The 24,707-nt window shown below is 63.2% G+C and carries 24 protein-coding genes and 1 pseudogene; 13 read left to right on the top strand and 12 right to left on the bottom strand.

All coding sequences use genetic code 11. The annotated features are described in order from the left end of the window. Positions 1-62: 62 nt before the first annotated feature. From E8Q40_RS08320 to flaF, 3 genes are all read left to right on the top strand, one after another. Complete coding sequence (locus E8Q40_RS08320) at positions 63-2,216, top strand: flagellin (protein WP_137043941.1); 2,154 nt, start codon at positions 63-65, stop codon at positions 2,214-2,216. A gap of 122 nt (positions 2,217-2,338) precedes the next feature. Beyond that, positions 2,339-2,785 (top strand): flagellar biosynthesis repressor FlbT, encoded by a 447-nt coding sequence (gene flbT, locus E8Q40_RS08315; protein ID WP_137043940.1) that lies wholly within the window; start codon positions 2,339-2,341, stop codon positions 2,783-2,785. Continuing rightward, a complete protein-coding gene (gene flaF, locus E8Q40_RS08310; protein WP_370455237.1) occupies positions 2,754-3,077 on the top strand; it encodes a flagellar biosynthesis regulator FlaF in 324 nt (107 codons plus the stop codon). The genes flbT and flaF overlap by 32 nt, the downstream gene beginning before the upstream one ends. A 97-nt stretch (positions 3,078-3,174) precedes the next feature. Here flaF and E8Q40_RS08305 read toward each other — a convergent pair whose 3' ends face one another. The 4 genes from E8Q40_RS08305 to msrB all read right to left on the bottom strand — a co-directional run bounded on the left by E8Q40_RS08305 (position 3,175) and on the right by msrB (position 9,290). Next, positions 3,175-4,680 carry a flagellar biosynthesis protein FlgL gene (locus E8Q40_RS08305; RefSeq protein WP_137043938.1) on the bottom strand — a complete coding sequence of 502 codons (1,506 nt, stop codon included), beginning with the start codon at positions 4,678-4,680 and terminating at the stop codon, positions 3,175-3,177. 7 nt (positions 4,681-4,687) lie between these two features. Next, positions 4,688-6,553 carry a flagellar hook-associated protein FlgK gene (flgK, locus tag E8Q40_RS08300; protein WP_205995731.1) on the bottom strand — a complete coding sequence of 622 codons (1,866 nt, stop codon included), beginning with the start codon at positions 6,551-6,553 and terminating at the stop codon, positions 4,688-4,690. 34 nt (positions 6,554-6,587) lie between these two features. Continuing rightward, positions 6,588-8,582 carry a flagellar hook-basal body complex protein gene (locus E8Q40_RS08295; protein ID WP_137043937.1) on the bottom strand — a complete coding sequence of 665 codons (1,995 nt, stop codon included), beginning with the start codon at positions 8,580-8,582 and terminating at the stop codon, positions 6,588-6,590. A 279-nt stretch (positions 8,583-8,861) separates the two neighbouring features. Then, the gene (gene msrB, locus E8Q40_RS08290) at positions 8,862-9,290 is read right to left on the bottom strand and encodes a peptide-methionine (R)-S-oxide reductase MsrB (RefSeq protein ID WP_137043936.1); all 429 of its coding nucleotides are present in this window, start codon (positions 9,288-9,290) and stop codon (positions 8,862-8,864) included. Positions 9,291-9,473: 183 nt separating this feature from the next. On the opposite strand from msrB, the gene E8Q40_RS08285 reads away from it, so the two are divergent. Beyond that, positions 9,474-10,319: a MoxR family ATPase gene (locus E8Q40_RS08285; RefSeq protein WP_137043935.1), complete on the top strand. Its 846-nt coding sequence runs from the start codon at positions 9,474-9,476 to the stop codon at positions 10,317-10,319. On the opposite strand, the gene E8Q40_RS08280 is transcribed toward E8Q40_RS08285, so the two are convergent. Next, a complete protein-coding gene (locus E8Q40_RS08280) occupies positions 10,316-10,915 on the bottom strand; it encodes a hypothetical protein (RefSeq protein WP_137043934.1) in 600 nt (199 codons plus the stop codon). The two genes, E8Q40_RS08285 and E8Q40_RS08280, sit on opposite strands and share 4 nt — an antisense overlap. A 77-nt stretch (positions 10,916-10,992) precedes the next feature. Between E8Q40_RS08280 and E8Q40_RS08275 the strand changes: the two genes are divergently transcribed. From E8Q40_RS08275 to E8Q40_RS08265, 3 genes and pseudogenes are all read left to right on the top strand, one after another. Next, complete coding sequence (locus E8Q40_RS08275) at positions 10,993-11,547, top strand: DUF2975 domain-containing protein (RefSeq protein ID WP_246663037.1); 555 nt, start codon at positions 10,993-10,995, stop codon at positions 11,545-11,547. A gap of 8 nt (positions 11,548-11,555) precedes the next feature. Then, positions 11,556-11,759, top strand: a complete 204-nt coding sequence (locus E8Q40_RS08270; protein ID WP_137043932.1) for a helix-turn-helix transcriptional regulator — start codon at positions 11,556-11,558, stop codon at positions 11,757-11,759. After that, positions 11,759-11,878, top strand: a pseudogene (locus E8Q40_RS08265) (ATP-binding protein); the annotation flags it as partial. The gene E8Q40_RS08270 and the pseudogene E8Q40_RS08265, both read left to right, overlap by 1 nt. Positions 11,879-12,461: 583 nt before the next feature. Here the strand turns inward: E8Q40_RS08265 and E8Q40_RS08260 are convergent. From E8Q40_RS08260 to E8Q40_RS08235, 6 genes are all read right to left on the bottom strand, one after another. Continuing rightward, complete coding sequence (locus E8Q40_RS08260) at positions 12,462-13,427, bottom strand: Gfo/Idh/MocA family oxidoreductase (RefSeq protein ID WP_137043931.1); 966 nt, start codon at positions 13,425-13,427, stop codon at positions 12,462-12,464. Positions 13,428-13,457: 30 nt separating this feature from the next. Further along, a complete protein-coding gene (locus tag E8Q40_RS08255) occupies positions 13,458-14,324 on the bottom strand; it encodes a class III extradiol dioxygenase family protein (protein ID WP_137043930.1) in 867 nt (288 codons plus the stop codon). A gap of 5 nt (positions 14,325-14,329) precedes the next feature. Beyond that, positions 14,330-14,671, bottom strand: a complete 342-nt coding sequence (locus E8Q40_RS08250; protein ID WP_137043929.1) for a protocatechuate 4,5-dioxygenase subunit alpha — start codon at positions 14,669-14,671, stop codon at positions 14,330-14,332. Between the two features lie 237 nt (positions 14,672-14,908). Then, positions 14,909-15,799, bottom strand: coding sequence for a hypothetical protein (locus E8Q40_RS08245; RefSeq protein ID WP_137043928.1), 891 nt, complete (start codon positions 15,797-15,799; stop codon positions 14,909-14,911). A 35-nt stretch (positions 15,800-15,834) separates the two neighbouring features. Further along, positions 15,835-16,602 (bottom strand): MipA/OmpV family protein, encoded by a 768-nt coding sequence (locus E8Q40_RS08240; protein WP_168197774.1) that lies wholly within the window; start codon positions 16,600-16,602, stop codon positions 15,835-15,837. 120 nt (positions 16,603-16,722) lie between these two features. Further along, positions 16,723-18,297, bottom strand: a complete 1,575-nt coding sequence (locus E8Q40_RS08235; RefSeq protein ID WP_137043926.1) for an FAD-binding oxidoreductase — start codon at positions 18,295-18,297, stop codon at positions 16,723-16,725. Positions 18,298-18,449: 152 nt separating this feature from the next. On the opposite strand from E8Q40_RS08235, the gene E8Q40_RS08230 reads away from it, so the two are divergent. Then, positions 18,450-18,977, top strand: a complete 528-nt coding sequence (locus E8Q40_RS08230) for a histidine phosphatase family protein (RefSeq protein ID WP_137043925.1) — start codon at positions 18,450-18,452, stop codon at positions 18,975-18,977. Between the two features lie 5 nt (positions 18,978-18,982). Here the strand turns inward: E8Q40_RS08230 and E8Q40_RS08225 are convergent, their stop codons facing one another. Next, a complete protein-coding gene (locus tag E8Q40_RS08225) occupies positions 18,983-19,588 on the bottom strand; it encodes a hypothetical protein (RefSeq protein WP_137043924.1) in 606 nt (201 codons plus the stop codon). Positions 19,589-19,814: 226 nt separating this feature from the next. Here E8Q40_RS08225 and E8Q40_RS08220 point away from each other — a divergent pair, with 226 nt between their 5' ends. The 5 genes from E8Q40_RS08220 to E8Q40_RS08200 all read left to right on the top strand — a co-directional run bounded on the left by E8Q40_RS08220 (position 19,815) and on the right by E8Q40_RS08200 (position 24,635). Then, a complete protein-coding gene (locus E8Q40_RS08220; RefSeq protein ID WP_137043923.1) occupies positions 19,815-20,936 on the top strand; it encodes a D-alanine--D-alanine ligase family protein in 1,122 nt (373 codons plus the stop codon). Between the two features lie 228 nt (positions 20,937-21,164). Further along, entirely contained in the window at positions 21,165-22,685 is a 1,521-nt protein-coding gene (locus E8Q40_RS08215; protein WP_137043922.1) for a hypothetical protein, read from the top strand. 175 nt (positions 22,686-22,860) lie between these two features. Continuing rightward, positions 22,861-23,415: a PRC-barrel domain-containing protein gene (locus tag E8Q40_RS08210; RefSeq protein WP_168197773.1), complete on the top strand. Its 555-nt coding sequence runs from the start codon at positions 22,861-22,863 to the stop codon at positions 23,413-23,415. Positions 23,416-23,526: 111 nt separating this feature from the next. Further along, positions 23,527-23,769 (top strand): hypothetical protein, encoded by a 243-nt coding sequence (locus E8Q40_RS08205; protein WP_246663036.1) that lies wholly within the window; start codon positions 23,527-23,529, stop codon positions 23,767-23,769. 110 nt (positions 23,770-23,879) lie between these two features. Then, positions 23,880-24,635: a methyltransferase domain-containing protein gene (locus E8Q40_RS08200; protein ID WP_137043920.1), complete on the top strand. Its 756-nt coding sequence runs from the start codon at positions 23,880-23,882 to the stop codon at positions 24,633-24,635. The last annotated feature ends 72 nt before the right edge of the window (positions 24,636-24,707 follow it).

Raw genomic sequence — 24,707 nt, 5'->3', positions numbered from 1 at the left:
GCGAGCGCTGCCGTAAGCCGCTTCGTGTTCCAACGTCAGAACGACAAACTAAGAGATTAGACATGGCCAATGGCATCACCCTGTCCGCCGGCGTGCGGGCGAACCTGCTCTCGCTGCAGAACACAGCGCAGCTGATGCAGACCACCCAGAACCGCCTTGCCACCGGCAAGAAGGTCAACTCGGCCCTCGACAACCCGATCAACTTCTTCACGTCGCAATCGCTGCAGAGCCGCGCCGGCGATCTGAATTCGCTGCTCGACTCGATGTCGAACGGCATTCAGACCATCCAGGCCGCCAATAACGGTCTGACCTCGATCACGGCGACCGTGCAGTCGATGCAATCGGCGCTGAACCAGGCGCGCCAGGACTCGTCCTGGCAGAGCGCTGCCTATACGATCGACGCGACGACGATCGGCACCGCCACGGTGAAGAACCTGTCGTTCACGGGCGGCGCCGTCACCGGTACTGTCAACATTCCGGTCAACAGCATCACCACCGCCGGCACCCAGTCGACCCTGTCGACCGCAGCCGCCTACCTCGCTCCGAGCGTCGCCAACCCGGCCTCGGTCCAGAGCGGCCCGTTCTACGGCCTGTCGGGCGCGTCGACCTATACGTTCAAGGTCAACGGCCAGGACATCAACCTGACCAGCTCGGCCACTGGCACACAGTCGGGTGACACGCTGGCCCATGCCAAAACCTCGATCCAGGCCCAGCTCGACGCCCGCTTTGGTGTCGGCTCGTTCACCGTCGGCTCGAATATCGCTGGTGACGGCTTCTCGATCATCGGCAAGGCCGACGGCACCAACGACGTCAATATCAGCAACCAGAACGGCTCGGGCGCAGCGGCGACACAGGCGACCTTCGCGGGCGCCGCCTATACTGGCCTGGGCGTCGGCGAAACCTACACCTTTGACTTTAACAACGGCACCTCGACGACCGCGATCTCGCTGAACAACGCGACCGGCAACAATGTCGCCAACGCCGCCGCGTCGATCCAGTCGCAGTTGGACACGGCTTATGGCGCGGGCGAATACACCGTGACCGTCAACGGATCGTCGGGCATCACCATCACCGGCCGTGCCGACGGCGCCAATAGCGTCATTATCAGCAACCAGGCGTCAGGCGGCGGCGCGACGACCGCGAATATGGGCCTGGGCACGACGACACAGACGGTCAACGGCGCTGTTGCCAACAACACCTCGGGCCTCGGCCTCGGCGCGACCCCGCAGACGGCCTACGGTATCCCGGCCGATCCCTACGAATTCACCGTCAACGGCGCGACTGTAACCGTGGCGGCCGGCACCGGTCTTGCTGCTGCAATCACCAGCATCAACGCACAGCTCACCACAGCGGGCAGCAAGTTTGAAGCCTTCGACAACAGCGGCTCTCTGGGCATCCGTGAAATCACGGCGGAGGGCACCACGCTGACGCTGGGTGGGGCCGACGCTACGTCGCTGTTCGGCGCTACCCTCACCAACACCGGCACGGCAACCGGCACCGCCGGCGTCAAAACCGTCGACCAGCTCGTCGCGGCGATCAACGCCGACCCCGGTCTGACCGGCAAGGTGAAGGCCATCAACGATAGCGGCACCCTGCGCATCACCAATCTGTCATTGACCGACCTGACGCTCACCGGTGCGACCACGACCGCAATCGACGGTGGCGCCGGCACCCGGACAATTGCCGGAAACAACGTCCGCAAGGGCCTCGTGCAGCAGTTCAACACACTGCGCGACCAACTCAACAAGTACGCCACCGATGCGTCCTACAACGGCATTAACCTGCTGTCGGGCGACAACCTGCGGCTGATGCTGAACGAGAACGGCTCGTCCAACATCAACATTCAGGCAAGGGATGAGAACGGCAATCCGCTGATCATTTCGGCGACCAGCCTCAATATCAACGTCGCACAGAACTCGGACTTCGACTCGAACGATTCGATCAACAACATAGTCCTCAACCTGACGACGTCATTGGCAACGCTCCGCTCGCAGGGGTCGGCCTTCGGCTTGAACCTCTCGACCGTGCAGAACCGCCAGGACTTCACCAAGGCGATGATCAACACCCTGCAGACCGGCGCGGACAACCTCGTCCTCGCCGACACCAACGAGGAAGGCGCCAACCTGCTCGCCCTGCAGACCCGTCAGTCGCTATCCACGACGGCCCTATCGCTGTCCGCTCAGGCCGACCAGGCGGTGCTGTCGCTGTTCCAGTAACCGCCTCATTCTTGATTTGGCGAAAGGCGGGGGTTCGGCCCCGCCTTTTTCTTTTCGACATGCCACACGGCGCCTATTCCTGACGCTATAATACCGCACAGCACAACGTGGATTCGGACCCAATGGCCCTCAAAGTCGAACTCAAGCCCGGCGAGCGCATCCTCATCGGAGAGTGCGTCATTACCAATTCGGACCGGCGGGCGACCTTTCTGATCGATGGCAAGGTGCCGATCATCCGCGAAAAGGACATCATGACGTCGGATCAGGCCGACACCCCAGCCAAACGCATCTATCTGTCGATCTTACTAATGTATACGTCGCGGGAGCCCAGCGAGCAGCACGCGACCTATTTCGCGCTGGTCCGAGACATTGTCCAGGCCGCGCCAAGTACTTGGCCGCAAATAGAGAATATCAATAATCATATCTTAACGGGCGACCTTTACAAAGCTCTGAAGCAGGCCCGACAGTTGATTCAGTACGAGCAGGAGCTAATGAATGATGCAAGCGGCGCAAGCGTACGGCAAGGTGGCAAAGCAGGTGGCCACGCCCCGCGAGATGGAGGCCGATAAGCTTTTATATGCGGCGCAGCAACTTGCCGCCGTCCGTGACTCCTGGGATGCCAAGCGTATCGAACTTGACGCCGCGCTGCTCAACAACCGCAAACTCTGGTCTGTCCTGATGGCCACGGTGACCCGCCCTGAGAATCCGCTGCCGCCCGCGGTCCGTCAGAACGTCGCCAATATCGGCATCTTCGTCATGAAGCAGACCGTGGATCTGATGAACGATCCCCGCCCGGAAAAGCTCGGCTCGCTGATCAATATCAACCGCGAACTCGCCGCCGGGTTGCTCGCCCGGGCCTGACCAGCCGAACTCAATTCAAAAAAAAGCCGCGGCAAAGGCCGCGGCTTTTTTCATTTCGCGCGTCGTCGTTCGGAATTGGCGGACCTTATTGCTCCGTCTAATTGAGGTAATTCACGAGGCTCATCTGGTACACCATGGAGGTCACCTGCATGCTGGCCTGTAGGCGCGTTTGAAGGGCAAGAATCTCGGCGCCGACCTCGGTGTCGTTGACACCTTCGATTTGGGTCAGGAATTCTTGAAGCGTGGTGTTCTGCTGCGTATGCCGAGATTTTGCGGCATTGATCGAAACCTGCGCAGTCGCAAGATCCGTCGTGACATCCGACAGAGTCTGCTCGCCTGGCCGGCCGTTGAGGCCTTCCGTCAACCGCGCGTTCAGTTCCTGGCTCAGATCGACGCCATTTGGCGTGGTCGACGAGATAGTGACCGCGGCCAGCGTCGCTACATTCTGCATCACGGCGCGCAGGCCCTGCTCGTTGGCGCGCACGCCATAGCCGACCGATAACGACGGATCGACGAGCGCCGTCGCGGTCTGGCGCGCAGGATCGCTGCCGGCGTCGCCGGTGTACCAGATCACCGTATCAGCCGAGGAGCCGGTCCGGGTCGCGGTGGCCGTGTCAAAAGGCGGTCCGTCGACGCGCACGGGTGGATTACTGGCGTCGGCATCGAAGAACTCGTTGGAAGCCTGCACCGCCGAGGCCGCCGTCAATGCTGTACTGCCGAGCGTCTCGATCGCCGACGTCAACGCAGTCGTCAGGTTGGCCGTAGTATCACTCGGCAGCGTTCCGATCGTGAACTGGTTGGGGCCTGCAGGCGAGTCCGTCGTCGCCGTCAAAGTCACACTACCGGTGGTGCCGTCAGGCATCGTGAAACGCACCGTCAGACTTTCGCCCTCGTTGGGATTGCCGCTGCCGAGGTTGATGTCCAGACTGGCCGGCGAACCGGTCGGCCCGTTGACGACGGCGTTGGTAAGATTCGATGAAACGGACGCCAGCTTGAAGCCGAACGGCGACACCGCGTCCTCGGCAACATTGAGCGACGATAATGTCGGATTGGTGATGTCGAGGCGGCCGAGGCCATCCGAGCCCAAATCGGCCTGCCGGCGTTCACTAATGATCTGCACAAGACCGGCGCGGGTACCGTCGCCGTTGAGGATGTGATCGGCTGATTCGACCGGCGCACTGTCCGTCTGCCTTCCGCCAAAGACGTAGCGGCCGCCGACCTGCGTGTTGAGAAGACCCGACAGCTCGTCCAGCGAATACTTGGCGGTGGTTTGCACCTGGCTCGCACCGCCAACTCCGGCAACATTGGTCGCCTGGAACATCGCCGATTTCGTATTGCTCACAACCTTCGCCATACTGCTCAGCGCAGTCTGGGCAAGATTAATGCGCGTCGTAGCTGTTTGGCCGGTAGCGTCATAGCTTTCGATGGCCGAAAGCTGGGAACGCAAGGTGATGGATACCCCACGCTGGACACCAAGACCGGCAAAGGTGTCCGACTTCTTGCCCGTGCTGATCTGTTGCGTGAGATCGTCGAGCTGCGCGCGCAGACTCACCAGCGACTGCAGCATCTGTGTCGAACGACCGTTGATTGATGCCACCGTCATTTCAGCCTCACAATTGCATCAGTAGATCGAGCATGTCCTTGACCACGGACATGACGCGAGCGTTCGCGGCATAGGCGTTCTGCAACGTCAGAAGATTGGCCATCTCCTGGTCGACATTGACGCTGGCGGCGTCGTCGTAGCGCTGCTGAAGCGCATTCAGGACGACATCCTGGCCTTGCTTGAGATTGGACGCCGCGTCGGCGTTCTGGCCCTGCAGGCTGATCACCTGGCGCAGATAAGTCGACATCGAGCCCGAAAACGGCGCACCCGTCGTGCCGATTCCGGTGCCTGGCGGAAACAACTGGCTGGCACTTGTCAGTTGCTGATACATGAAGTCTGGTCGCGTCGTATCGCCGGACGCGACGCCGGATGCATATTTCACAAGCGCGGAAGGATCGGCTATCAGAGACACGTTGACCGAAATGCGGCCGGCTAACCCTGTGATCTGCGATCCGACGCCGTCGATCGCACCGGAATAGATTGATGTGCCGTCGGTGAAGAACGGCAACTGACTTGTGCCGTTGGCCATCGTCGTGGCGGTCTTGGTCGTCGTCACGCCGTTGACGTTGACGATATTGCCAGCGCCGTCATCGAGAATGCGCAGCGTCGTACCCGACGGATTCGAGGCGGCCATGCCGGTTGAACTGATCGCCGAGGCGATCTGTCCGAAAACCGTAGTCATGCCACTGGAGAAGTCGATGCCGACCACCCGGTCGTTCGGATTAGCGGTAACGTCGTTCGACAGTGGCAACGCGCTGGGGTCGTCGACCCGCACCAGAGTCAGCGTCCGCGGCGTATTGGTCAACCCGTCGGAATAGTTGATAGTGATGGTATTGCCCGACGACAGCCCACTGATGTCGATGTCGAAGCCGCTCTGCGGGCCCGAGGTGACCGCCGTTCCCGACGCGGTCGTATTGGACAGCGCGCTCGCCATCGTCGCGGCGAAGGCGTCGAGTTGATTCTGCGCCTGCACCAGATCCTGGTCGCGCATTTGCAGATAGCCGGCGATCTTGCCGGAGCGGATGGCGTTGGTCTGTATCAGGTCAACGGTGCTGCCGTTGGCCGAGGTGAGCGTCAGCGTGCCGACGCCGCGCTTGTCGGAATCGGCGCTCCACAACGTGTTCGCCGACACCGTGCCGGCGGTATCGAACCCGAGCACGGACGCCGTCCGGCTGACAAGCTGCACGCCGGAATTGGTGAAGACCGTCACCTGATTTCGATCGCCGGTGACGACGTTGATGTCCATAAGCTGCGACAACTTGTCGATATAGGCGTCGCGCTGATCGAGCAGCAGCGCGGCCGATGAATCGATGACGCTGACGCCAGAGAGCTGGGCATTGATGGCCGCGATGTGCTGCATCGCGTCGTTGGCTTGATCGACGGAGTCCGACAACCCCAGTTCAGCCGCGCTGCGCAGCGACTGAATCTGATTGGTCATCGAATTGAGCTGCTCGGCAAGCAGCCGGGCCGTACTAACCACGCCGGCCTGCGCCGAAGAGTCGTCCGGACTCGAGGCAAGCGTCTGCAGCGACGACGTGAAGTTATTGTACACGGTGTCCAGCGCCGTTTCCGAGCCGGGCGCGCCGTAGACGCTCTGCAATTGACTGTAGAACTGAGCGCGGATCGTCGCGTAGCTCGCGCCCGAGTTCTCCACCCGCAACTGCTTCTGCACATAGGTGTCGAGTTCGCGCTGCACCGAGACAGTGCGAACGCCCACCGCCGTGCCGTTCGCGGCGGTGGCAATCTGGTTCGGCGTCTTGCGGACGTAGCCTGGCGTTCCGGCATTGGCGACGTTCGCCGACACCAGAGCGAGGTTGGACTGCGTGGTGTTCAACCCCGCGATCGAGGAGATCAGCGCCTGTGACAGACTCATGGCCGGCCGCCGTTCCTAACCACCTTTGAATCCGCTAGCGGATGACGTTCAGCAGGTCCTGGATCATCGTGTTCGTCGTCGTGATGACCTTGGTATTGGCCGAGTAGGCCTGCTGCGTGATGATCAGCTTGGTGAACTCATCGGCAATGTCCGTGTTGGAGCCTTCGAGCGAAGAGCCGATGATCTTGCCCGCCGCTCCGTAGGTCGGCGTGCCGGACTCGGCTGTGGCGCCGAAAGCGCCGCCGTCGAGCTTCTTCAGGCCGTTGGCGCCGGAAAAGTTGGCCAGAGTCACTTCCGCGAGATCGACCGTACGGCCGTTAGAGTAGGTGCCGACGATACGGCCCTTGTCGCTGACCGCGATCGACTGCAGTTCACCGGCGCCGAAACCGTTCTGTTCGAACTGGTTGACCTTCACCGAGCCGTTGGAGTCCGAATACTGAGTGACGCCGCCGGTCGAGTGGACAATTCGAACTGTACCAAGACTGACGCCATTGACCGTGACGTTATTGAGCGTGACGGCATTGATCGAAGGCGACAGCGAGCCGTTGGCCGAAAAGGTGTAGTCGACACCCGTGTTTTGCCATGCCGTTTCGGTGCCGGTGGCGCCGGTATCGACCTGATAGAACATGTTCCATTTGTCGGCGTGCCCAGTGCCGAGCGCGCTCGAGTCGACCTTGGCCCAGCGTATCTGGACGTTCACCGCCGAACCGGCGACGTCGTAAGCGGTAACGGCACCGCCGGCGATGCTCTCGTTGAGGAAGGTCGACTGGTCCTGCGCCACCACAGTGCTGTTCGATGGCAATGCCGACGACGTCCGGATACCGAAGTTGCGCGCTGTCGCCGTGCCGCCGACCGTGATGGTGTCGGTGTTGGAAGCCGCCGCCACGGTGATATTGCCGGTCGCCGGGTCGGCCGATGCCGTGCCGCCGGCGAGGCCGGCCAGCGCAACGTTCAAATCGGCCAGCGTCATGACGTTGCCGGCGCCGAAGGTCACGGTGAGCGTCGCAGCAGAGCCAACCTTGAATGTCAGGGTCTGGCCGTCCGCGGCGATGCCCTGCGTGATCAGGTTGGTCGCATTGGTCGTGCCGACTGACAGGCCGAGCTCCGTCAGGATCGCGAGGGTCGAACCACCACCGATGGCGATGTTGGTTTCAGCGTCGACGGTGGTCAGAACCAGATTGTTGTTGCTGTCGATCGTCGCGCCGACACCCGTGGTGCCGGTTTGCAGATTGATCGCCGCCGCCACGGCCGCGGCGTTGTCACCGGCGTTGATGGTGATCGGCGTGCCGTTGATTTCAAGTGTGCCGCCAACCGACGACAGCGAGGTCAAAGCAGCCGAGCCGGTGAGCACCGCCGCCGCGTCCGGCGAGATCGTCGCGCCGTAACCGATCAGCTTGGCGACCGTCGGCGCGCCGTTGACCGGATTGGCGCTATAGTTCGCCGGATTGAGCAGTTCGGAGCCCGGCACCGCCGCGTCGGCACTCACGGTCTTCGGGTAGGCCGGCAAGTTGGCGCGGTAGTTGAGTTCGGTGGTGGCGGTCGCCGGCAGGAAGCCGTTCTGGAACTGCAGCATCTCCGGCACGCTGCCGGCGAGGTTGCCGGTGGTCGCATCGACCGGGATGCCCATCAGATAATAGCCGGCGCCGTTCACCAGATAGCCGTTCTGGTCGAGCGTGAAGTCACCGCGGCGGGTGTAGAGATCGACGCCGGAGAAGTTCGGGCGGCCGTCGGCGAAGCTGTCGGGCTTTTGCACGACGAAGAAGCCGCCGCCATTGATAGCCATGAAGGTCGGCACCGAGGCGTTCTGCACGTCGCCCTGCACCGTGTTGGTCTGGCGCGATTGGGCGACTGTGTTGCCGGCGATCTGCTTCGACGGGATGTTATCCTGCAGCAGGTCGGCGAAACTGGTGTCGGTTCGCTTGAACGCCGTGGTCTGCGAGTTGGCGATGTTGCCCGAGACGTTCTGGAGGGCGAAGGCCTGAGCCTGCATGCCCGTCACAGCGGTGGTGAGTGCGCCGAAGATACCCATGACTGTCCTTCTCCACGGTCGTGCCGCCGCCCGCTCCGGGCCCTAGCGCACACGATCTCGGGAAGGACTTGGCAATCGCCATGCCAAGGAAAAAATCTATATCTATCAGATAGATATTATGAATTGACGCCCTGCCGAGGCGGCCTGTTTTGCCGGTTCCGGCAAAATTTTCCGCCTGGAATGGTGGACTTGTCCGTATCAGAAAGTCCCACCCGGCGGCGGCCGGGGGCGGGTCGCCCTCTTGGATAGTGTCTGGTCGGAGAGCGCCTGCCGCGCCTGTCAGGAGCCCTGTTCGCCGGCCGGTTTGAAATCCATCGCGACGCCATTCATGCAGTAGCGCAGCCCGCTCGGCGGCGGCCCGTCCGGAAAGACGTGGCCGAGATGGCCGAGACAGCGGCTGCAATGCACCTCGGTACGATGCATCAGGTGCGAGTAGTCGTCCTTGGTCTCGACGGAGCCGGGCAGCGGATCGGTGAAGCTCGGCCAGCCGGTGCCGCTCTCGAACTTCTCGTGGGACTTGAACAGCGGCTGCCCGCATCCCGCACAGACGAAGGTGCCGGCGCGCTTTTCGTGATTGAGGGCGCAGGAGCCGGGGCGCTCGGTGCCATGCTGGCGCAGCACCCGATACTGGTCGGGCGTGAGACGCTTCCTCCACTCGGCATCGGAAAGGGATTTGAAGTCGATGGTGTTCTCGGTTGTTGTTGTCATTGTCGAACCTATCCTCGGATGAACTTTCCGCACCGATACATAGTCAATTTTATCCCGTCTGCCATTCCACGCGCCATCACCCGGCCATCACGGCTGCGTCAGACGATCCTGCCCTGCCCGGCAAATCGGCTTGCCCGCGCCCGTCGCCATGCCTAGTGTCGCGTTGCAAAGACGAGGAAATCCATGCGTTTTGAAGGCACTTCCGCCTATGTGGCGACCGACGACCTGAAAGTGGCGGTGAATGCCGCGATCGCGCTGGAGCGCCCGCTGCTGGTCAAGGGCGAGCCCGGCACCGGCAAATCGGTGCTGGCCATCGAGGTTGCCAAGGCGCTCGGCGCGCCGATGCTGGAGTGGCACGTCAAATCGACCACCAAGGCGCAGCAGGGCCTCTATGAATACGACGCCGTCTCGCGCCTGCGCGACAGCCAGCTCGGCGACGAGCGCGTCAAGGACATCCGCAACTACATCAAGCGCGGCAAACTGTGGGATGCCTTCGCGTCCGATGAGCGCCCTGTCCTGCTGATCGACGAGATCGACAAGGCCGACATTGAGTTCCCGAACGACCTGCTGCTCGAACTCGACCGCATGGAGTTCTACGTCTACGAGACCGGCGAGACCGTGAAGGCGCGTCGCCGCCCGATCGTCATCATCACTTCGAACAACGAGAAGGAACTGCCGGACGCCTTCCTGCGCCGCTGTTTCTTCCACTACATCCGCTTTCCCGATCCGGAGACGATGGCGGCCATTGTCGAGGTGCATTATCCCGGCATCAAGCAACGGCTGGTGAGCGAGGCGCTGAAGCTGTTCTATGACATCCGCGACGTGCCCGGCATCAAGAAGAAGCCGTCGACCTCGGAACTGCTCGACTGGCTCAAGCTGCTGATGGTCGAGGATATCGGCCCGGAGACCTTGCGCGAGCGCGATCCGAAGAAGCTGATCCCGCCCCTGCACGGCGCGCTCCTGAAGAACGAACAGGATGTGCATTTGTTCGAGCGGCTTGCGTTTATGACGAGGCGCGAGGGACGCTAAATCTTTTCGCACGCCGGGATCAGCGCCGCGAGATCGCGATTCGTATCGAATGTCCTCAGATCGACATCGCGCGCCAGCGGCACGTAGCTGTCGGTCTCGGCGGTCTTGAGATAGGTCGTGAACAACACCGGTCCGCCCGCCAGCGACTCATTGCGGCAGACGTTCGGACGCACCGAGATCGTCAGCGATCCGCCCGACCCGCTCTTCTTCCTCTGTAGGAGCCCGGTTCGGAAAATGCGAAGCTGGGCGATGTCGTTCTTGGCGATGGCGAAAGCGAACATCTCCGATCCCGCGTCGCCCTCGGTGGCAAGCGCCGCGACCTCATCGTCGGTTGCGGCCGACAAGGCAAAATCGCGTGCTTCTTCGTCGCCATTCGTAAGCTTCACGACGATCCGCATGACGGTGCCGTCGGCACGCGCCTTCAGCGCGCGTGGCAGCTTGACCGCGACCCGCAGCTTCTCCGGATCGGTCGTCTGGAAGTCGATTTGCGAGAGCTTGACCATGGAGGTCACCGGCATGTGGCCGCAGCCGGCGAGCACAACGGCTGCGACCAGGGCGAGTGCGGCCGCAGGGCGGCGAAGGACAAGGCAACGCATGAAGAAGACCTCTCTTGACACTAATATATTATCGTTATACGATAATTAAATATCGAAATCAAGCCATGAGGCTTACAGTGTCTGTGTCCCTCGCGCCGTCCCATACGGAAAAGCTCATCCGCCTGTCGGGCACCATGGCCTGGCTGACGACGGCCGGCATTGTGCTGATCGTCGTGCTGATGGCGTTCGTTTTCGTCATTCCGAGTTGGACCCGCAATCTGCTGCTGGCGCGGCTCGGCGAGATCGGCGCGACGCTGCCGCTCGGCCCCAATCAGGTGATCGCAGTAGCCGCCATCATGGTCGTGCCCATCGGCGTGATGGTGTGGGGGCTGTGGCACGTACGCGCGTTGTTTCGCGACTTCGCGGCGGGCCGCGCTTTCACCGTCGGCGCGGCGCGGCGGCTGCAACTGTTCGGTGTTGCAGTGCTGGCGCAGGCGCCGCTCGGCCCGCTGACCGCCACCGCGCTCGCCATGGCGCTGTCGCTCGCCAATCCGCCAGGCCAACGCTTCTTGGTGCTTACCTTGTCGATCAACGACTATCTGGCGCTGATCGTGGGCGGCGTACTGGTCGCGGTCGCCGCGGTCATGCGCGAGGCGGCCCGCCTCGCCGAGGAAAACGCCGGGTTCATCTGAGGCGCGCCATGCCGATCGTGGTCAATCTCGATGTCATGCTGGCGCGTCGCAAGATGCGCTCGAAGGAACTCGCCGAGCGCATCGGCATCACAGAGCAAAATGTCTCTCTGTTGAAGTCCGGGAAAGTCAAAGGCGTCCGCTTTGATACGCTCGCGCGCATCTGCGCCGTGCTCGATTGCCAGCCCGGCGACATCTTCGAGTATCGGCCTTAATCGAGGCGACGCGCGAGCGCGATCCGAAGAAACTGATCCCGCCACTGCACGGCGCGCTGCTGAAGAACGAACAGGACGTGCATCAGTTTGAGCGGCTCGCATTCATGGCGCGCAGAGACGACCGCAAGCGCGCAAGCCGCGCTGTCGTGTTTCGCCGATTCAATATTCAAACAGCAGACGCGCGGCATCGCCCCTGTTCTTTGAAGGCCCGGGGCGGCCCGCCTTCCCTTCCCTCCCTCGGACAAGCCGAGGGGATGGAGCGCCGCGAGGCGCTCTTTCGATTTCGCACCTTGCGGTGCGCGGTTCTCCATAACGCGGAGAACCTGCGCCCCGCGGCGCTCCATCGCGGTGTCGTTACGATGACGGGCCGCGCTTCTGGCGGCTGATCCGCTTTCGCGGGTAGCGCTCACCATCAGCGAGTTCCTCGCGGGAGGTCATAGTGCCTCCGGCATAGCAGTTTGCTTTTGCGCAAACTGCGTAAACTTGTTTGCGCGTGCCCCGTCGCCGCCCGAGCGCCTGAGCGCCTGAGCGCCTGAGGTGCGTTTCCTCAAGCCCGCGGGCACCGCGCCCTGCTCCCACTGAAACGACGCCTCATGACAGCGCCCCCGGCCGGAAAGGACGGAGGAAGCCTATAATGTCCTAGGAATAAGAGTCAAGGACTATTTTCTGACTCTTCGATACGGCGTCGCCGCGGTTCGCCCGTCACTCCGCCGCGGCCGCGTGCGCCCCGGTAAGCTGCCGCTCCAGCCGGTCTAGCACACGCATGGTCGGCAGGCATTTGGCCACCGACGATTCCGGCTCGCGTTTTTCGCGGATCGCGGCAATGAATTCGCGATCTTCCAGTTCGACACCGTTGAGCGAGACGCCGATGCCGGACAGATCGACGGGCTTCTCGTAACCATCGACCAGTTCGTCATAACGGGCGATGTAGGTGCCGTTATCGCAAATATAGCGATAGAAGGAGCCGAGCGGCCCGTTATTGTTGAACGACAGCGACAGCGTGAAGATCGCGCCCGACGCCGACTTGAGCTGGAGCCCCATGTCCATGGCGATGCCGAGCTCGGGATGAAGCGGGCCCTGCACGGCCTGTGCTTCGACCGGCACCTCGCCGGTCTGCCACAGGAACAGATCGACCGCGTGGCAGGCGTGATGCCACAGCAGATGATCGGTCCAGCTGCGCGGCTGGCCGAGCGCATTGAGGTTGGTGCGGCGGAAGAAATAAGTCGTGGCGTTGAACTGCTGCAGCTTCAGCTCCCCGGCCGCCATCTTCCGATGTACCCATTGATGGCTCGGATTGAAACGTCGCACATGGCCAACCATGGCCACGAGGCCGGTTTCTTTTTGCAGCTTCACCAGCCGCTCGGCGTCGGCGATGTTGTCGGCCATCGGAATTTCGACCAGCACATGCTTGCCGGCGCGCATCGCCTGCTCGGCCTGTCGCGCGTGGATCGGCGTCGGCGTCGTCAGGATGACGGCTTCGATGCCCGGCTGCGCCATGCCTTCGGCGAGATCGAGCGTCCAGTGCGGAATGTTGTACTTCTTCGCCACCTCTTCGGTCGCCGGCGCCACGCCCCCGACCAGAGATGCAACCTCGACGCCGTCGATTTTGGCGAGGGCGTCCAGATGCTTGTTGCCGAAGGCGCCTTCACCGGCGACGCATATCTTCATGATAGAACTTCCTGTTGCAGGTCGCAGGTGTCAGGCCGCCTGGCTTTGCGCAGCGGCGCGGTTCTCGAGCACCAGAGTGGCGCCGGCGGTGTTGGATATCGGGATGTGATAGTTGCGATGGATCTGGCTCACATTGCCCAGCAGCGCCCCGCGCATCGCAATCCAGTTCAGGAATTCGACACCTTGCGCTCCCGCCTCGCGCACCAGATCGATCACCGACAATTTGGCCAACGCCTCGGGATCGCGCACGATGTTGTCGAGGCAGTAGAGGTCGAACTTCTTGTTGATGAAGCCGGCGCGCTCGCCGTCGAGCTGATGCGACAGCCCGCCGGTGCCGAACACCACGACGCGGAGATCCTTCGGGTAGCTTTCGATGGCGCGGCCAATGGCGCGGCCGAGCTTCCAGCAGCGCGCCGGAGACGGCAGCGGATGCTGCACGGTATTGATCGAGATCGGGATCGTCTTCACCGGCCACTTGCCGCCGGCATCCGGGAACATGAGGTTCATCGGCACCGTGAAGCCGTGATCGACGGCCATGTCCTGACAGGAAACGATGTCGAACTCATCGGCCACCAGATGCTCGATCAGATGCCATGACAATGCGGCGTCGCCCGGAAATGAATTGAGCACCGGCAGGCCCCAGCCTTCGTCTTCGCTGCGATACTGCGCGGCGGCCCCCACGGCAAAAGTCGGCATCTTGTCGAGGAAGAAGTTGAGGCCGTGGTCGTTGTAGATCATGACGACGACGTCGGGCCGGGCCTGCTGCAGCCAGGCATGGGCCGCGGCGTAGCCATCGAAGAACGGCTTCCAGTACGGATCGTTCTGCTGCTTTTGAGCGATCGCCTTGCCGATGGCCGGAATATGTGAAGTCGCGATTGCGCCGACGATTTGTGCCATGGTCGTTACCTTCCCGCTGCCGCCAGTTTTTCCTTGAACGCTTCGACGCTCATGCCGGTCTGCTGCGCGCCGATGTCCTGGACGTTGAGATTGAGGATGCCGGCGAACTTGGCGAGGTAGTAGACATTGCCGCCGGCGGCGAGAAGCTTGAGCACGTTGCGCTCGCGGATCGCCGTGCGCTGCTCGTCGTTCAGGCCGTATTTGGTACAGTAAGCGTCTTCGTCGCGCTTGAATTCATCGCGATTGGCCGCCGCGTTGAACGAATAGCACATGGCGTTCAGCGCATAGCCTTTCTGCGCCTGTGTGCCGTCGAATACGACAGTGCCCGGAATGTCGTGATGCTGCATGGTTGCGCTCGCCGTTGTGTCGAACTATGCGCAACAACGTGGCGACGGCGGCAGCCCACAACCTTGATTCAAATCAATAGATCACGGCCCACTTGTGCGGCAGCGCAACAAATGAATATCGCTGACGCATCGCATGTCACGGAGCCGATGCTGAACGCATAAGATACCGTCAGCTCAAGAAGAGCCGCAGACAATCCGATCGCATCGTCGCGCGCTCGACGATCAATGCGGCGGCTCTTACGCCGCCGGCTTTTTCTTCGGCTTCGCTGCAGGCAATTTGACCATCTCGGTCTCGCCGTCGGCCGGTTCACCCGCCACGTCATCGGACGCCGATTCATCGGATCGGGACTCGGACGGCTTGGCCCCTGACGGTTTCGGCTGCTGACTGGGCTTGGCGCTCGCCGGTTTCGGCGCCTCGGCAACAGCGTCTTCCCCCTCCGGTCTGTTCAACCAGCCCTGGACCCTGGCGTAGGCCACAATCTTCTCGCCTGCCGCGCGGCCGAGCTTGCGCGCCGCCGCCTCGACGTCCGACGACAGCTTCTCCTTGGCACCTTCTAGGCTCGCCAGCACGCCGGCGATTTCCGAGTTGTTGGTCGAGGCCGCCTTGCCCGACGGCAGCTTCGCGTTCGCTTCCGCGGAGAAGCTGAGAAGCTGGCGCTTGCCGAGGCTGGAGAAGGCCGACATCGTCATGTCCGCGGTCACATTGCTCTTGCCGCCGCCGATGCCGGCTTCGTTCTTGCGCGCATTGGCGTCGGACGGCCGCAGGCGGCCGGTGACCACGACGGCGTTGGATGAGCCACTCAGCCCCTCCTCGGCGCCGGGCTGCGCGTCGAGACCGGCCTCGCGCAATGTCGCGACGATCGAGGCGACGATCTCGTCATTGACGCGATCCATGGTGCGCGGCTTGCGCTCATGCGTCGGGAAGGCGCCGATCTTGCGCTCGAGCCGCGCAGTGTAGCCGCGGTCGATCAGCAGCACTTCCGGCGCGACGACGAAGTCCGCGACGACAACGGTCTTCGGCCGGGGCGACGAACCGGATGTCCCCAAAGCGGTGGAGGCCAAATTGGAATTGGTATCGACGCAGCCCGCGACAAGGAGGGCCGCCGCGCAAGCGGTCAGAATTCTCATGGACGGAAAGCTCGGCGTTCGTGGATGTTTGCAGCCTACCACAGGCCGGGAATATCGAAGGACCGCGTAAGCCCTATCCCCACCTGCATCTGGTTGATCGAGCCGCGCTGCGTGACCAGAGGAGAACTGGCCGCGTCGCCGGCGAGCTGCTCATACTCCAGAAACCAGTAGCTGCGCCAGTTCGGATCGATCTGATAACTGACTTGCGCACCGGCGCCCCAGGATTTGAGGCCGCCGCCTGCCGAATAGACAGGCAGGCCCGATGCCGCCGACTGACCGGAGGTGACTGAATAATAGGGCGAAAGCGCCTCGGCATTGGCCGCACTCAGGCGCGGACCGCCGGACACGGTCAGCCGCTCGGTCAGCGGCATGACGATGTCGGCCGACAGGTCGCCAACAATTCCCTCATGGCCGCCGAAGCCCCGGCGCACTTCGAGCCGCGTGCGCAGCCAGTCCGACGGCCAGAATTCGGCGAAAGCACCCGCTTCCAGCGTCCAGCCGACATCGCCGAGGCCCCGCAGGGCGATGTCTTCGCTCTCCTTGCGGGGCAGCTTGACCTTGATGGCCGGACCGAACTTGAACGGTCCCGTATCGAAGATCGCGGCGCCGCCGCCGTCGCGCGGGCTTCGGAACTGTGCGGGCGTGCCGGCGCGGCGAAAACTGAAAACAGGGACCGGTCTCAGGACGTCGTTTTTACTGCCTTCGAATTCCGGCAGCACGCGCCCCTCAACGCCAAGCGTCAGCGTCCAGTCGGTCGAACGCTTGGGCTGCTCGGCACGAGCCGGAGTGACCGCAAGGAGCACGCCGATAGCCACGAAAGCTGGTGCTGAAATTCTTGCCGCGTGCATGCTGCCGAATACCCCCCGGGAACACCGGTCAACCGGCGAATCCGCCGGCGGGTTTCCAACATGACGGCACAATTCTTAATGGGTGGTGCTTTCCTGTGACGGCGCGGCATCCGGCGGCGCGGAACCGTCAGGCTCGCTCTTCTTCGCCTTACGTCGCTTGGGACGATTTTTGCGCCGCTCGGTCTGGCCCTCGGGTGGCGTTCCAGAGGGCACATTGGCGGCGGTCGGTTCCGAGGCGACGGGCGCCGCCGCCAGTTCCTCGGCGGGCATGCGCTCAGGCGGAACAACCGGCCCGGCCGCGGCGACCGCGGCCTCGCGCTCGGCCTTGGCGAGACGGCGGCGTTCGCGATAGCGCGATAGAGCGCCAGCCGCCGCTGCCGCAGCGCTGCGCCACCAATACAGGCCCTGCGCGACAGCGGCGCCGATGCGGCCGCCGGCCCAGACCAGTTCGTAGGGAGCGAACAGTCGCCAGGTGTCGTCGCCCTCGACAATGCCGCGGGCGATCAGTTCGCCGGCCATCGCGGTGGTGTTGAGGCCGTGGCCGGCAAAGCCGCTGGCGACCCAGACGCCCTCGGACATCTCACCGATCTGGGGCATGCGATGGATGGTGCGGCCGAGCGTGCCCGACCAGATCTGCGCAACTTCGACGCGGCCGAGCCCGGGAAACTTCCACGCCATGTCGGAGACCAGCGCGCCGGCAAACCGCCCTGCGTCGGCGGGCCAGACCCGGAGCCGCCCCGACACCATCAGCCGGTCGCCATCGACAATGCGATAGTGATTATCGGCGCGGTCGGTGTCGCTGACGGCGCCGCGATAGCGCACGAATTGCGTGAGCCGCTCACCGAGCGGCTGAGTCACCATCACGTAGGTCGTGACCGGCAGCAAGGTCGCGGCCAGCGATGGCATCACACCACCGAGCTGCACATTGCCGGCGAACACCACATGGGCGGCGCGCACGCGGCCGTTCGGTGTGGCGATGCGCTTACGCACACCGGCCGGATCGATCGACAGCGCCGGCGTCTCCTCGAAGATACGGCAGCCGGCATCGACCGCGCGTTGCGCGAGGCCGAGGGCGTAATTGAGCGGATGGATATGGAAAGCATTGCGGCAATGCACGGCGCTGAAATAGTGCTGGCTCGCCAATTCGGTGCGCACCTGCTCGGTCGGCCACATCTCGACGTCGGCGCCGATCCAGCGCAACCGTTCGACATCGGCGCGCACGCGATCCGGTTCGTCGGTCTGATGCACGCGCAGCCAGCCCGGCACCGGATCCACGCCCGGCAAATTGTTGTCGGCGATGGTGCGGCGGACATATTCGACGCCCTGTTCCGACAGCGCCCAGAGTTGCTTGGTGTGGTCGAGGCCGATGCGCTCGACCATGGCGTCGATGCTCTCGGCAAAGCCGGGCAACACGAAACCGGTGTTGCGGCCCGACGCCGCTTCCGCGACGCGGCCACCTTCCAGGACCGCCACCGACCAGCCGCGCCGGGCGACTTCAAGGGCGGTGGTCAGGCCGGCCAGACCGGCGCCGATCACGCAGACATCGACATCGAGGTCGAAGCCGAGCCGCGGGTGATGGGGCCGCGCCACCTGTGTCGCCTCGTACCAGGTCGCCGGCGAAGACAGAGGTCTGGGATCGGAATCGGTCATCCGCTGAGGTCTCGTGTCGCAGCGCCCTGTCACCGTTTCGGCCTATTGCCGGTCCGAACTGATGCCGCCAAGGGGTGATAGTCTGTCGCAGATTCGACCCCCTTAGCCCATCGCCCTGCCCTTTAGCTAGAACCCCTCAGCCGGAAGTGACCATGCGGCGTCTGCTCATCCTCCGCCACGCCAAGACCGAGCCTGCTGAACTCGGCAAGGACGACCGCAACCGGGCCCTGGTCGATCGCGGGAAACGCGAGGCCGGGCAGATCGGCGCCTATATGGCAACCCACGCGCTGACCCCCGACGGGGTCGTTCTGTCACCAGCGCGCCGCGTCCAGGAAACCTGGAAGCACCTCGCCGACGCGCTCAAGCCGGCGCCGGGGACGACGACCAACGACCACGTCTATGACGCCACGCCACAGGACATTTTCAGGATCGTCGCCGGGACGGCGGCGCCCGTGCGCAAGCTGATGGTGATCGGCCACAATCCGTCGCTGCACGAAGTGGCGCTGATGTTGATCGCCTCCGGCGACATCGAGGCGCGCGAACGACTGCGCGAGAAACTGCCGACCGCCGGGCTTGTCATCATCGACTTTGCTTTCGATGACTGGAGCAAACTGCATCCGCAATCGGGACGGCTGGAACGGTACGTGACGCCGAAGTCGATCGAAACGGCGACGAAGTAAGCGTTCTAAGGCAGCAAGTCGGCTGGCGGGGCATCGGGACGATAGGCGCCCGGTTTATTGCGACGGAAGAAGTTGCCACCTTGCCACAGGAATAGCGCGAGGAAGCCGCCAATGAAGGCCGCACCGGCTTTGGCGTCGACCTGCAACGCGCGCACGATCAGCAAGGCCATGCCGAAAGCGACGGCGGCGAAGACCGCGAGGCCCGGCCAGTACAGCGCCGGCACGCTGCCGCGCTCGAATTGCGTCTTTGCGCCGGCGGCATCGAGCCGGCGATGCAACGCGGTGAGGAAAGCTGAATAGGCTTTGTCCTGGCGCTCCTGGATCATCATGCTCTTCCACGAACTCGAAACGACGGTGAGCTTGGGCGCATCGGCGGCCCAGATTTCAGTAACGTAACGCCCCGACTGCATGCTCGACGGCTTGAACGACAGCCGCAGCCGCGCGATCGCCTGATAGGGAATGAGGCCGGCGCGCCGTCCGGCCTCGAAGGCCAGCCCGTCGTCGGTGAGCCGGAACGTGAATGGCGCGCCGAGCAGCGACGCGCGATAGGTATATGTCTCGCCGGCGGCCGGCAGCGCGGGCGTCGCGTCCGTGTTCTGTGGCGAATTCATCTGCGGTCCCCGAATTCTTTGCCCGCGGCCGTTAACCACGGCCGCGATCCGCCACGCAAGGCCGGGCGTTTCGACCACGGCAATGTTTCAATCCTTGTTGGTCTAGAATAACTTACCGCCTGTCAAACGAATACCGAAGTCGCCCGTTATCCTCGCTGTCGCACCTGACGACGCCAATCGGTGTGCGGGGTGGCGCGCGGGCGCCACGCGGTGATAGTCAAAGGCCATGACCCAGAAAATTCGCGTAGCGGTTCTCTATGGCGGCAAGTCCGGCGAACACGAAGTATCGCTGCAGTCGGCCGCATCCGTCCTCCGGTATCTTGATCGCGAGCGCTTCGACGTCATCCCGGTCAGCATCGACAAGACCGGGCTGTGGCAATTGAACGATCTCAAGACGCTCGAGCAGACGGCGGGCAAGGCTCTGCCGATCCTGCGCGATGCGGCGGAAGTGCGCCTGGCGAGCCAGCCCGATGGCCGCGGCTCGCTCATACCCGTCAGCGGCAACGCAGCGCCCGTTCGCGACATCGACGTGTTCTTCCCGGTCATACATGGCCCGCTCTGCGAGGACGGCGCGACCCAGGGCCTGCTCGATCTCGCCGACGTCGCCTATGTCGGCTCGGGCGTGCTCGCCTCGGCCGTCAGCATGGACAAGGATATTGCCAAGCGGCTGGCAGCCTACGCCGGACTGCCGATCGCCCCTTATGTGGCCCTGATGCGCCGCGACTATGAGCGCGATGCCGCACGTTGCATCGAGACGGCCCGCCAGAAACTGACGCTGCCGGTCTTCGTGAAACCCTGCAACATGGGTTCGAGTGTCGGCGTTCATAAGGTCAAGTCCTGGGACGCACTCAAGGCCGCGCTCGACGATGCTTTTCGCTACGACCTGAAGATCCTGATCGAGCAAGGCATCGATGCCCGCGAGGTCGAGGTTGCCGTGCTCGAAGACGATCCGCTGTTCGTCAGCGTCGCCAGCGAGATCAATCCGGACCCGCGGCACGAGTTCTATTCGTATGAGGCAAAGTACCTCGACAAGGACGGCGCCTCGGTCGACCTGCCGGCGCGGATCGACGAAGCCGCCATGGCGCGGGTTCGTGCGCTCGCGGCGCAGGCCTTCACGGTGCTGGAATGCAATGGGCTCGCCCGGGTCGACTTCTTCCTCGACCGGAAAAGCGGCGAGTTCTACTTCAACGAAATCAACACCCTGCCGGGGTTCACCTCGATCAGTATGTACCCGAAGATGATGGAAGCCTCGGGCGTGCCCTATGGGGAACTGTTGACCCGGCTCGTCAATCTGGCGCTCGGCCGCCACCGGCAACGCCATTCCCTGGTACGCGACTATTCGAACTGAGATCGGCTCGTTCCGGCGCGACGGCCTCGCGCCGCGCTTTTGCGACGGTTTCACGTCGATCCCCTGATTATTCGGCGCTTTTGCGCCGTTAACCATGATCGCGGTCTGCCGCTTCAGGGCGGACGATTGGGGCTTGCCAATGTTCCAATCCCCATTCGTTTATAATATCTTAAAAGCCACAGGTGTGAGCGTACCGGCAAAAGCCGGGCGTGTGTGGAGGCGTATCTTATGGCGAAGTTATCGGATTTGTTTGGCGGCAAGCCCCGCGAGCAAGAGCCCGACCGCAAGGTCGGCGAAGTCGCCCGCCCCGCCAGCAGCCAGCCCGCCAATCCCGTCGCCCGGCAGATCACATCGGAGAACTACTCCGACGTCGGCTCGCGCATCGGCGAAGAGAACGAGGCGCTGCGCCACCTGCTCAACGACACCGGCCGCAAGATCGGTGAACTCGACGAGCTCAAGGCCGCGTTCGACAAGATCGTCCATCCCTTCAACTCGACGCTGCGCGCCCTCGAGCAGGAAAAATCGCACACCCTCAGCCTGTCGAACATGCTGGCGGAATCGCGCTCCTCGTATGAGACGCTGCGCGGCGAATTCTACCAGATCGAACGTAAGGCAACCGCGCTCGAAGCCGAGGCCGAGAAGCTGCGTGAGGACCTTGAACTCGCCCGTGAAGCAAACCGCGGCTTGGAGAGCACCCGGCTCGAACTGACCGACGGTCTGTCGGCCCGCGCGGCGCAGATTGCCGAGTTGGAGCGTCAGCTCGCGCAGGAGACCGCGCAGCGCCGCGCGCTGGGCGAAGCGCGCCGCACCGCGCAGGACCAGCTCGACGCCGCCGACAAGCGCATCGTCGAACTCGAAGGCGAACTCGCCGCTGCCCGCGAACGCCTCGCTTTGCTCGAAGACGAAAAGCGCGCACTGCAGGCCAATATCGATGGCGCGCTCAACGAAACCGCCCGCCTCACCCGCCGCCTGACCGAAAGCGAAAACACGCTGACCGCGACCCGCGCCCAGCTCGGCAAGGTCGAAGCAAGCTTCGCCGAAGCCTATGCGGAACGCGGCCGCCTCTCCGCGGCGCTCGACGAGGCTAAGGAAAACCATCAAGGCGAGCGCAACAGCCTCAACATGCGCCTTGACGCACTGACTTCGCGTGCCGCCACGGCCGAGCGCCTGCTCGCCGAGGCGCGCCAGAACCTGATCGCCCGCACCGAGGAAGTCCGCGCCTTCGACCGCAAATCGGTCGAAGCCACCATCTCGCGAAACAATGCCGAAAAGCGCCTCGCCCAGATCGAAGCCTCGCACGAGCAGCGCGAGCGCCAGATCAAGGACCTCGAACAGGCGCGGGTTGCGCTGACCGAGCGCAACAATGCGCTGACCAAGGCGTTGAAGGCCCGTGAGACTGCGCTTGCCCGCGCCGACGAGAAGATCGCCGCGCTGACCGAGCGCAACGGCCACCTCGAGGCCGACGTGCAGGTGTCGCGCACGAATATCGAGAAGCGCGTGGAAGACCTCAATTCCGCGCTGCAGCGCGAGCGCATGGAACGTGCGGTGGTCGAGGGCGCACTGGAGGCGGCGCGCAAGGACAATTCGCGTCTGCAGAGCGAGGTCGCCGCGCTACGCTCGACGTTGCGTCGTGGCATGCCGCTCGTCGAAGCCTTGCCTGTCGCCGAACCCGACGAGGCAGAAGAGATCGACATGCGCAAAGCCCGGGACATCAAAGCCGAGCCGGCGGAAAGTTCCGAGAAGGCCTGACGCGTCTCCAACGGACGCGATCACCTGCGCAAACTGACGCAGCTCTAATTTTACAAAACTTCGGAACGCAGGGCGCATGTCCTGCGTTCTTTTCATATGTGGCGCACGTGAGGCAACGCGGCGCCGCGCTTCCCGAATTTTGCCTGTCCAATTCGTGCTCAAAAGGAGAAAACGAATGATGAAACGCACCCTAACCGCGGCCGCGCTGGCCACCGTGCTCGCGATGCCCGCTTTCGCGCAGTCCACCACCATGCCGCCGGCCAATACGAATAACACCAACGTGGCACCGACCGCGACCTCGAAGACCAACAACGCAACGATGAACAATGCGTCGGGCGGCTTCGTCTCATCTCAGCAGTCGACCGACTGGCTCGGCTCGAAGCTGATCGGCGCCTCGGTCTACGGTCCGGATAACGCCTCGATCGGCGAAATCAATGACGTCGTCATCGGCGGCGACGGCAAGATCAATGCCGTAGTCGTCGGCGTCGGCGGCTTCCTGGGCGTCGGTGAAAAGTCGATCGCCTTGCCGTTCGAAGCCATCTCGGTGGCCCGCAAGCCGGACTTGGCGGCGATCGACAAGATCACCGTGAGCTACACCAAGGACCAGTTGAAGAACGCGCCGACCTTCGCCTATTACGAACCGGCTTCGCGCTCGACTACCGGCTCGGGCGCCATGGGCTCGGGTTCGTCGGCCACCAAGCCGATGAACACCACGCCTCCGAAGCAGTAAGCGCGAGCCATCGCGTTTATCGATCGCCTGATAGACGCCCAGCCGTGTTTCATGGCTGGGCGTCTCTTTTATCGGTGCTGCCGGTGTGACAAACCCAGTGCGACGGCCTATATGGCGATCATGGGCAAATGGTACATCATCGGTCCCCTTCTCGCCGTCGGCGCCGCCTCGCTGTGGTTTGCTGTGCGCGCCTGGATGGAATTCGCCAGCGAAATTCCGCTGTACGGCTATTTCGCCATTATCGGCGGCGTGTTTTTCTCCCTGCTGATCGGCGGCGGCCTGATGGCGCTGGCCTTCTATTCCGACCGCGCGGGCTATGACGACGCGCACGGGCACAACGTCAAGAAAGACTGACGGCGCGTTTGTAGCGCTTTTGGAAAAGCTGTCGCCGCAAAAGTGACATTTCGCCGCCGGGCGGAACCAGCTATGTAGGCACAAGTTCCCCCAGCCTACGGACGCCAGCCATGACCAAGACCCTGGTCCAGGAACAGTTCGGCAAGACCGCCGCTCATTATTTGACATCGAAGCCGCACGCGCTCGGCAAGAGTCTGGAGCGCCTCGTCGCCCTCACCTCTCCCCAGAAAGACTGGCGCGTCCTCGATATCGCCACCGGCGGCGGCCACGTCGCCTATACCTTTGCGCCGCATGTCGCGCGCGTCTGGGCCACCGACATCACCCAGGAAATGCTGGACATGGTCAAGCTCGAGGCCGCCAAGCGCGGCCTCGGCAATATCCGCACCACCTACGCCAAGGCGGAAGCCCTGCCCTTCGACGATGCCAGTTTCGATCTGGTCACCTGCCGCATTGCGCCGCATCACTTCGACTCGATCCCCGACTTCCTCGCCGAGGCCCATCGCGTATTGAAGAACGGCGGCACGCTCGCGATCGTCGACAACGTCGTGCCGGAAGGCCCGGTCGGCGATTACATCAATGCCTTCGAACGCTTTCGCGATCCGAGCCATTTGCGCGCATGGGCGATGGCAGAATGGCGCGTTGCCATCAAGGACGCCGGCTTTACGCTGGGGCATGAAGAACAGATCTACAAGATCATGGAGTTCAAGAGCTGGGCTCAGCGCTACGACGACACGATGAAGCGGTTGCTGCGCGCCATGCTCACGGAGACGACGCCGGCGGTCAAAGCGGCGCTGGAGCCGCAGGACGAAGGCGATGCCTTCACGTTCCGCCTGTGCGAAGGCGTATTCATCGCGGCGAAGAACTAGGGCGATAAACAGCCTGTCGGAAAAGATAACGCCGACGCCGCTATGACAGCGACGCCGGCGTTTCTGTTTCAG

The organism is Pseudolabrys sp. FHR47, from assembly GCF_005153485.1.
Taxonomy (GTDB): domain Bacteria; phylum Pseudomonadota; class Alphaproteobacteria; order Rhizobiales; family Xanthobacteraceae; genus Pseudolabrys.
This window is presented reverse-complemented; position numbering and strand designations above follow the sequence as displayed.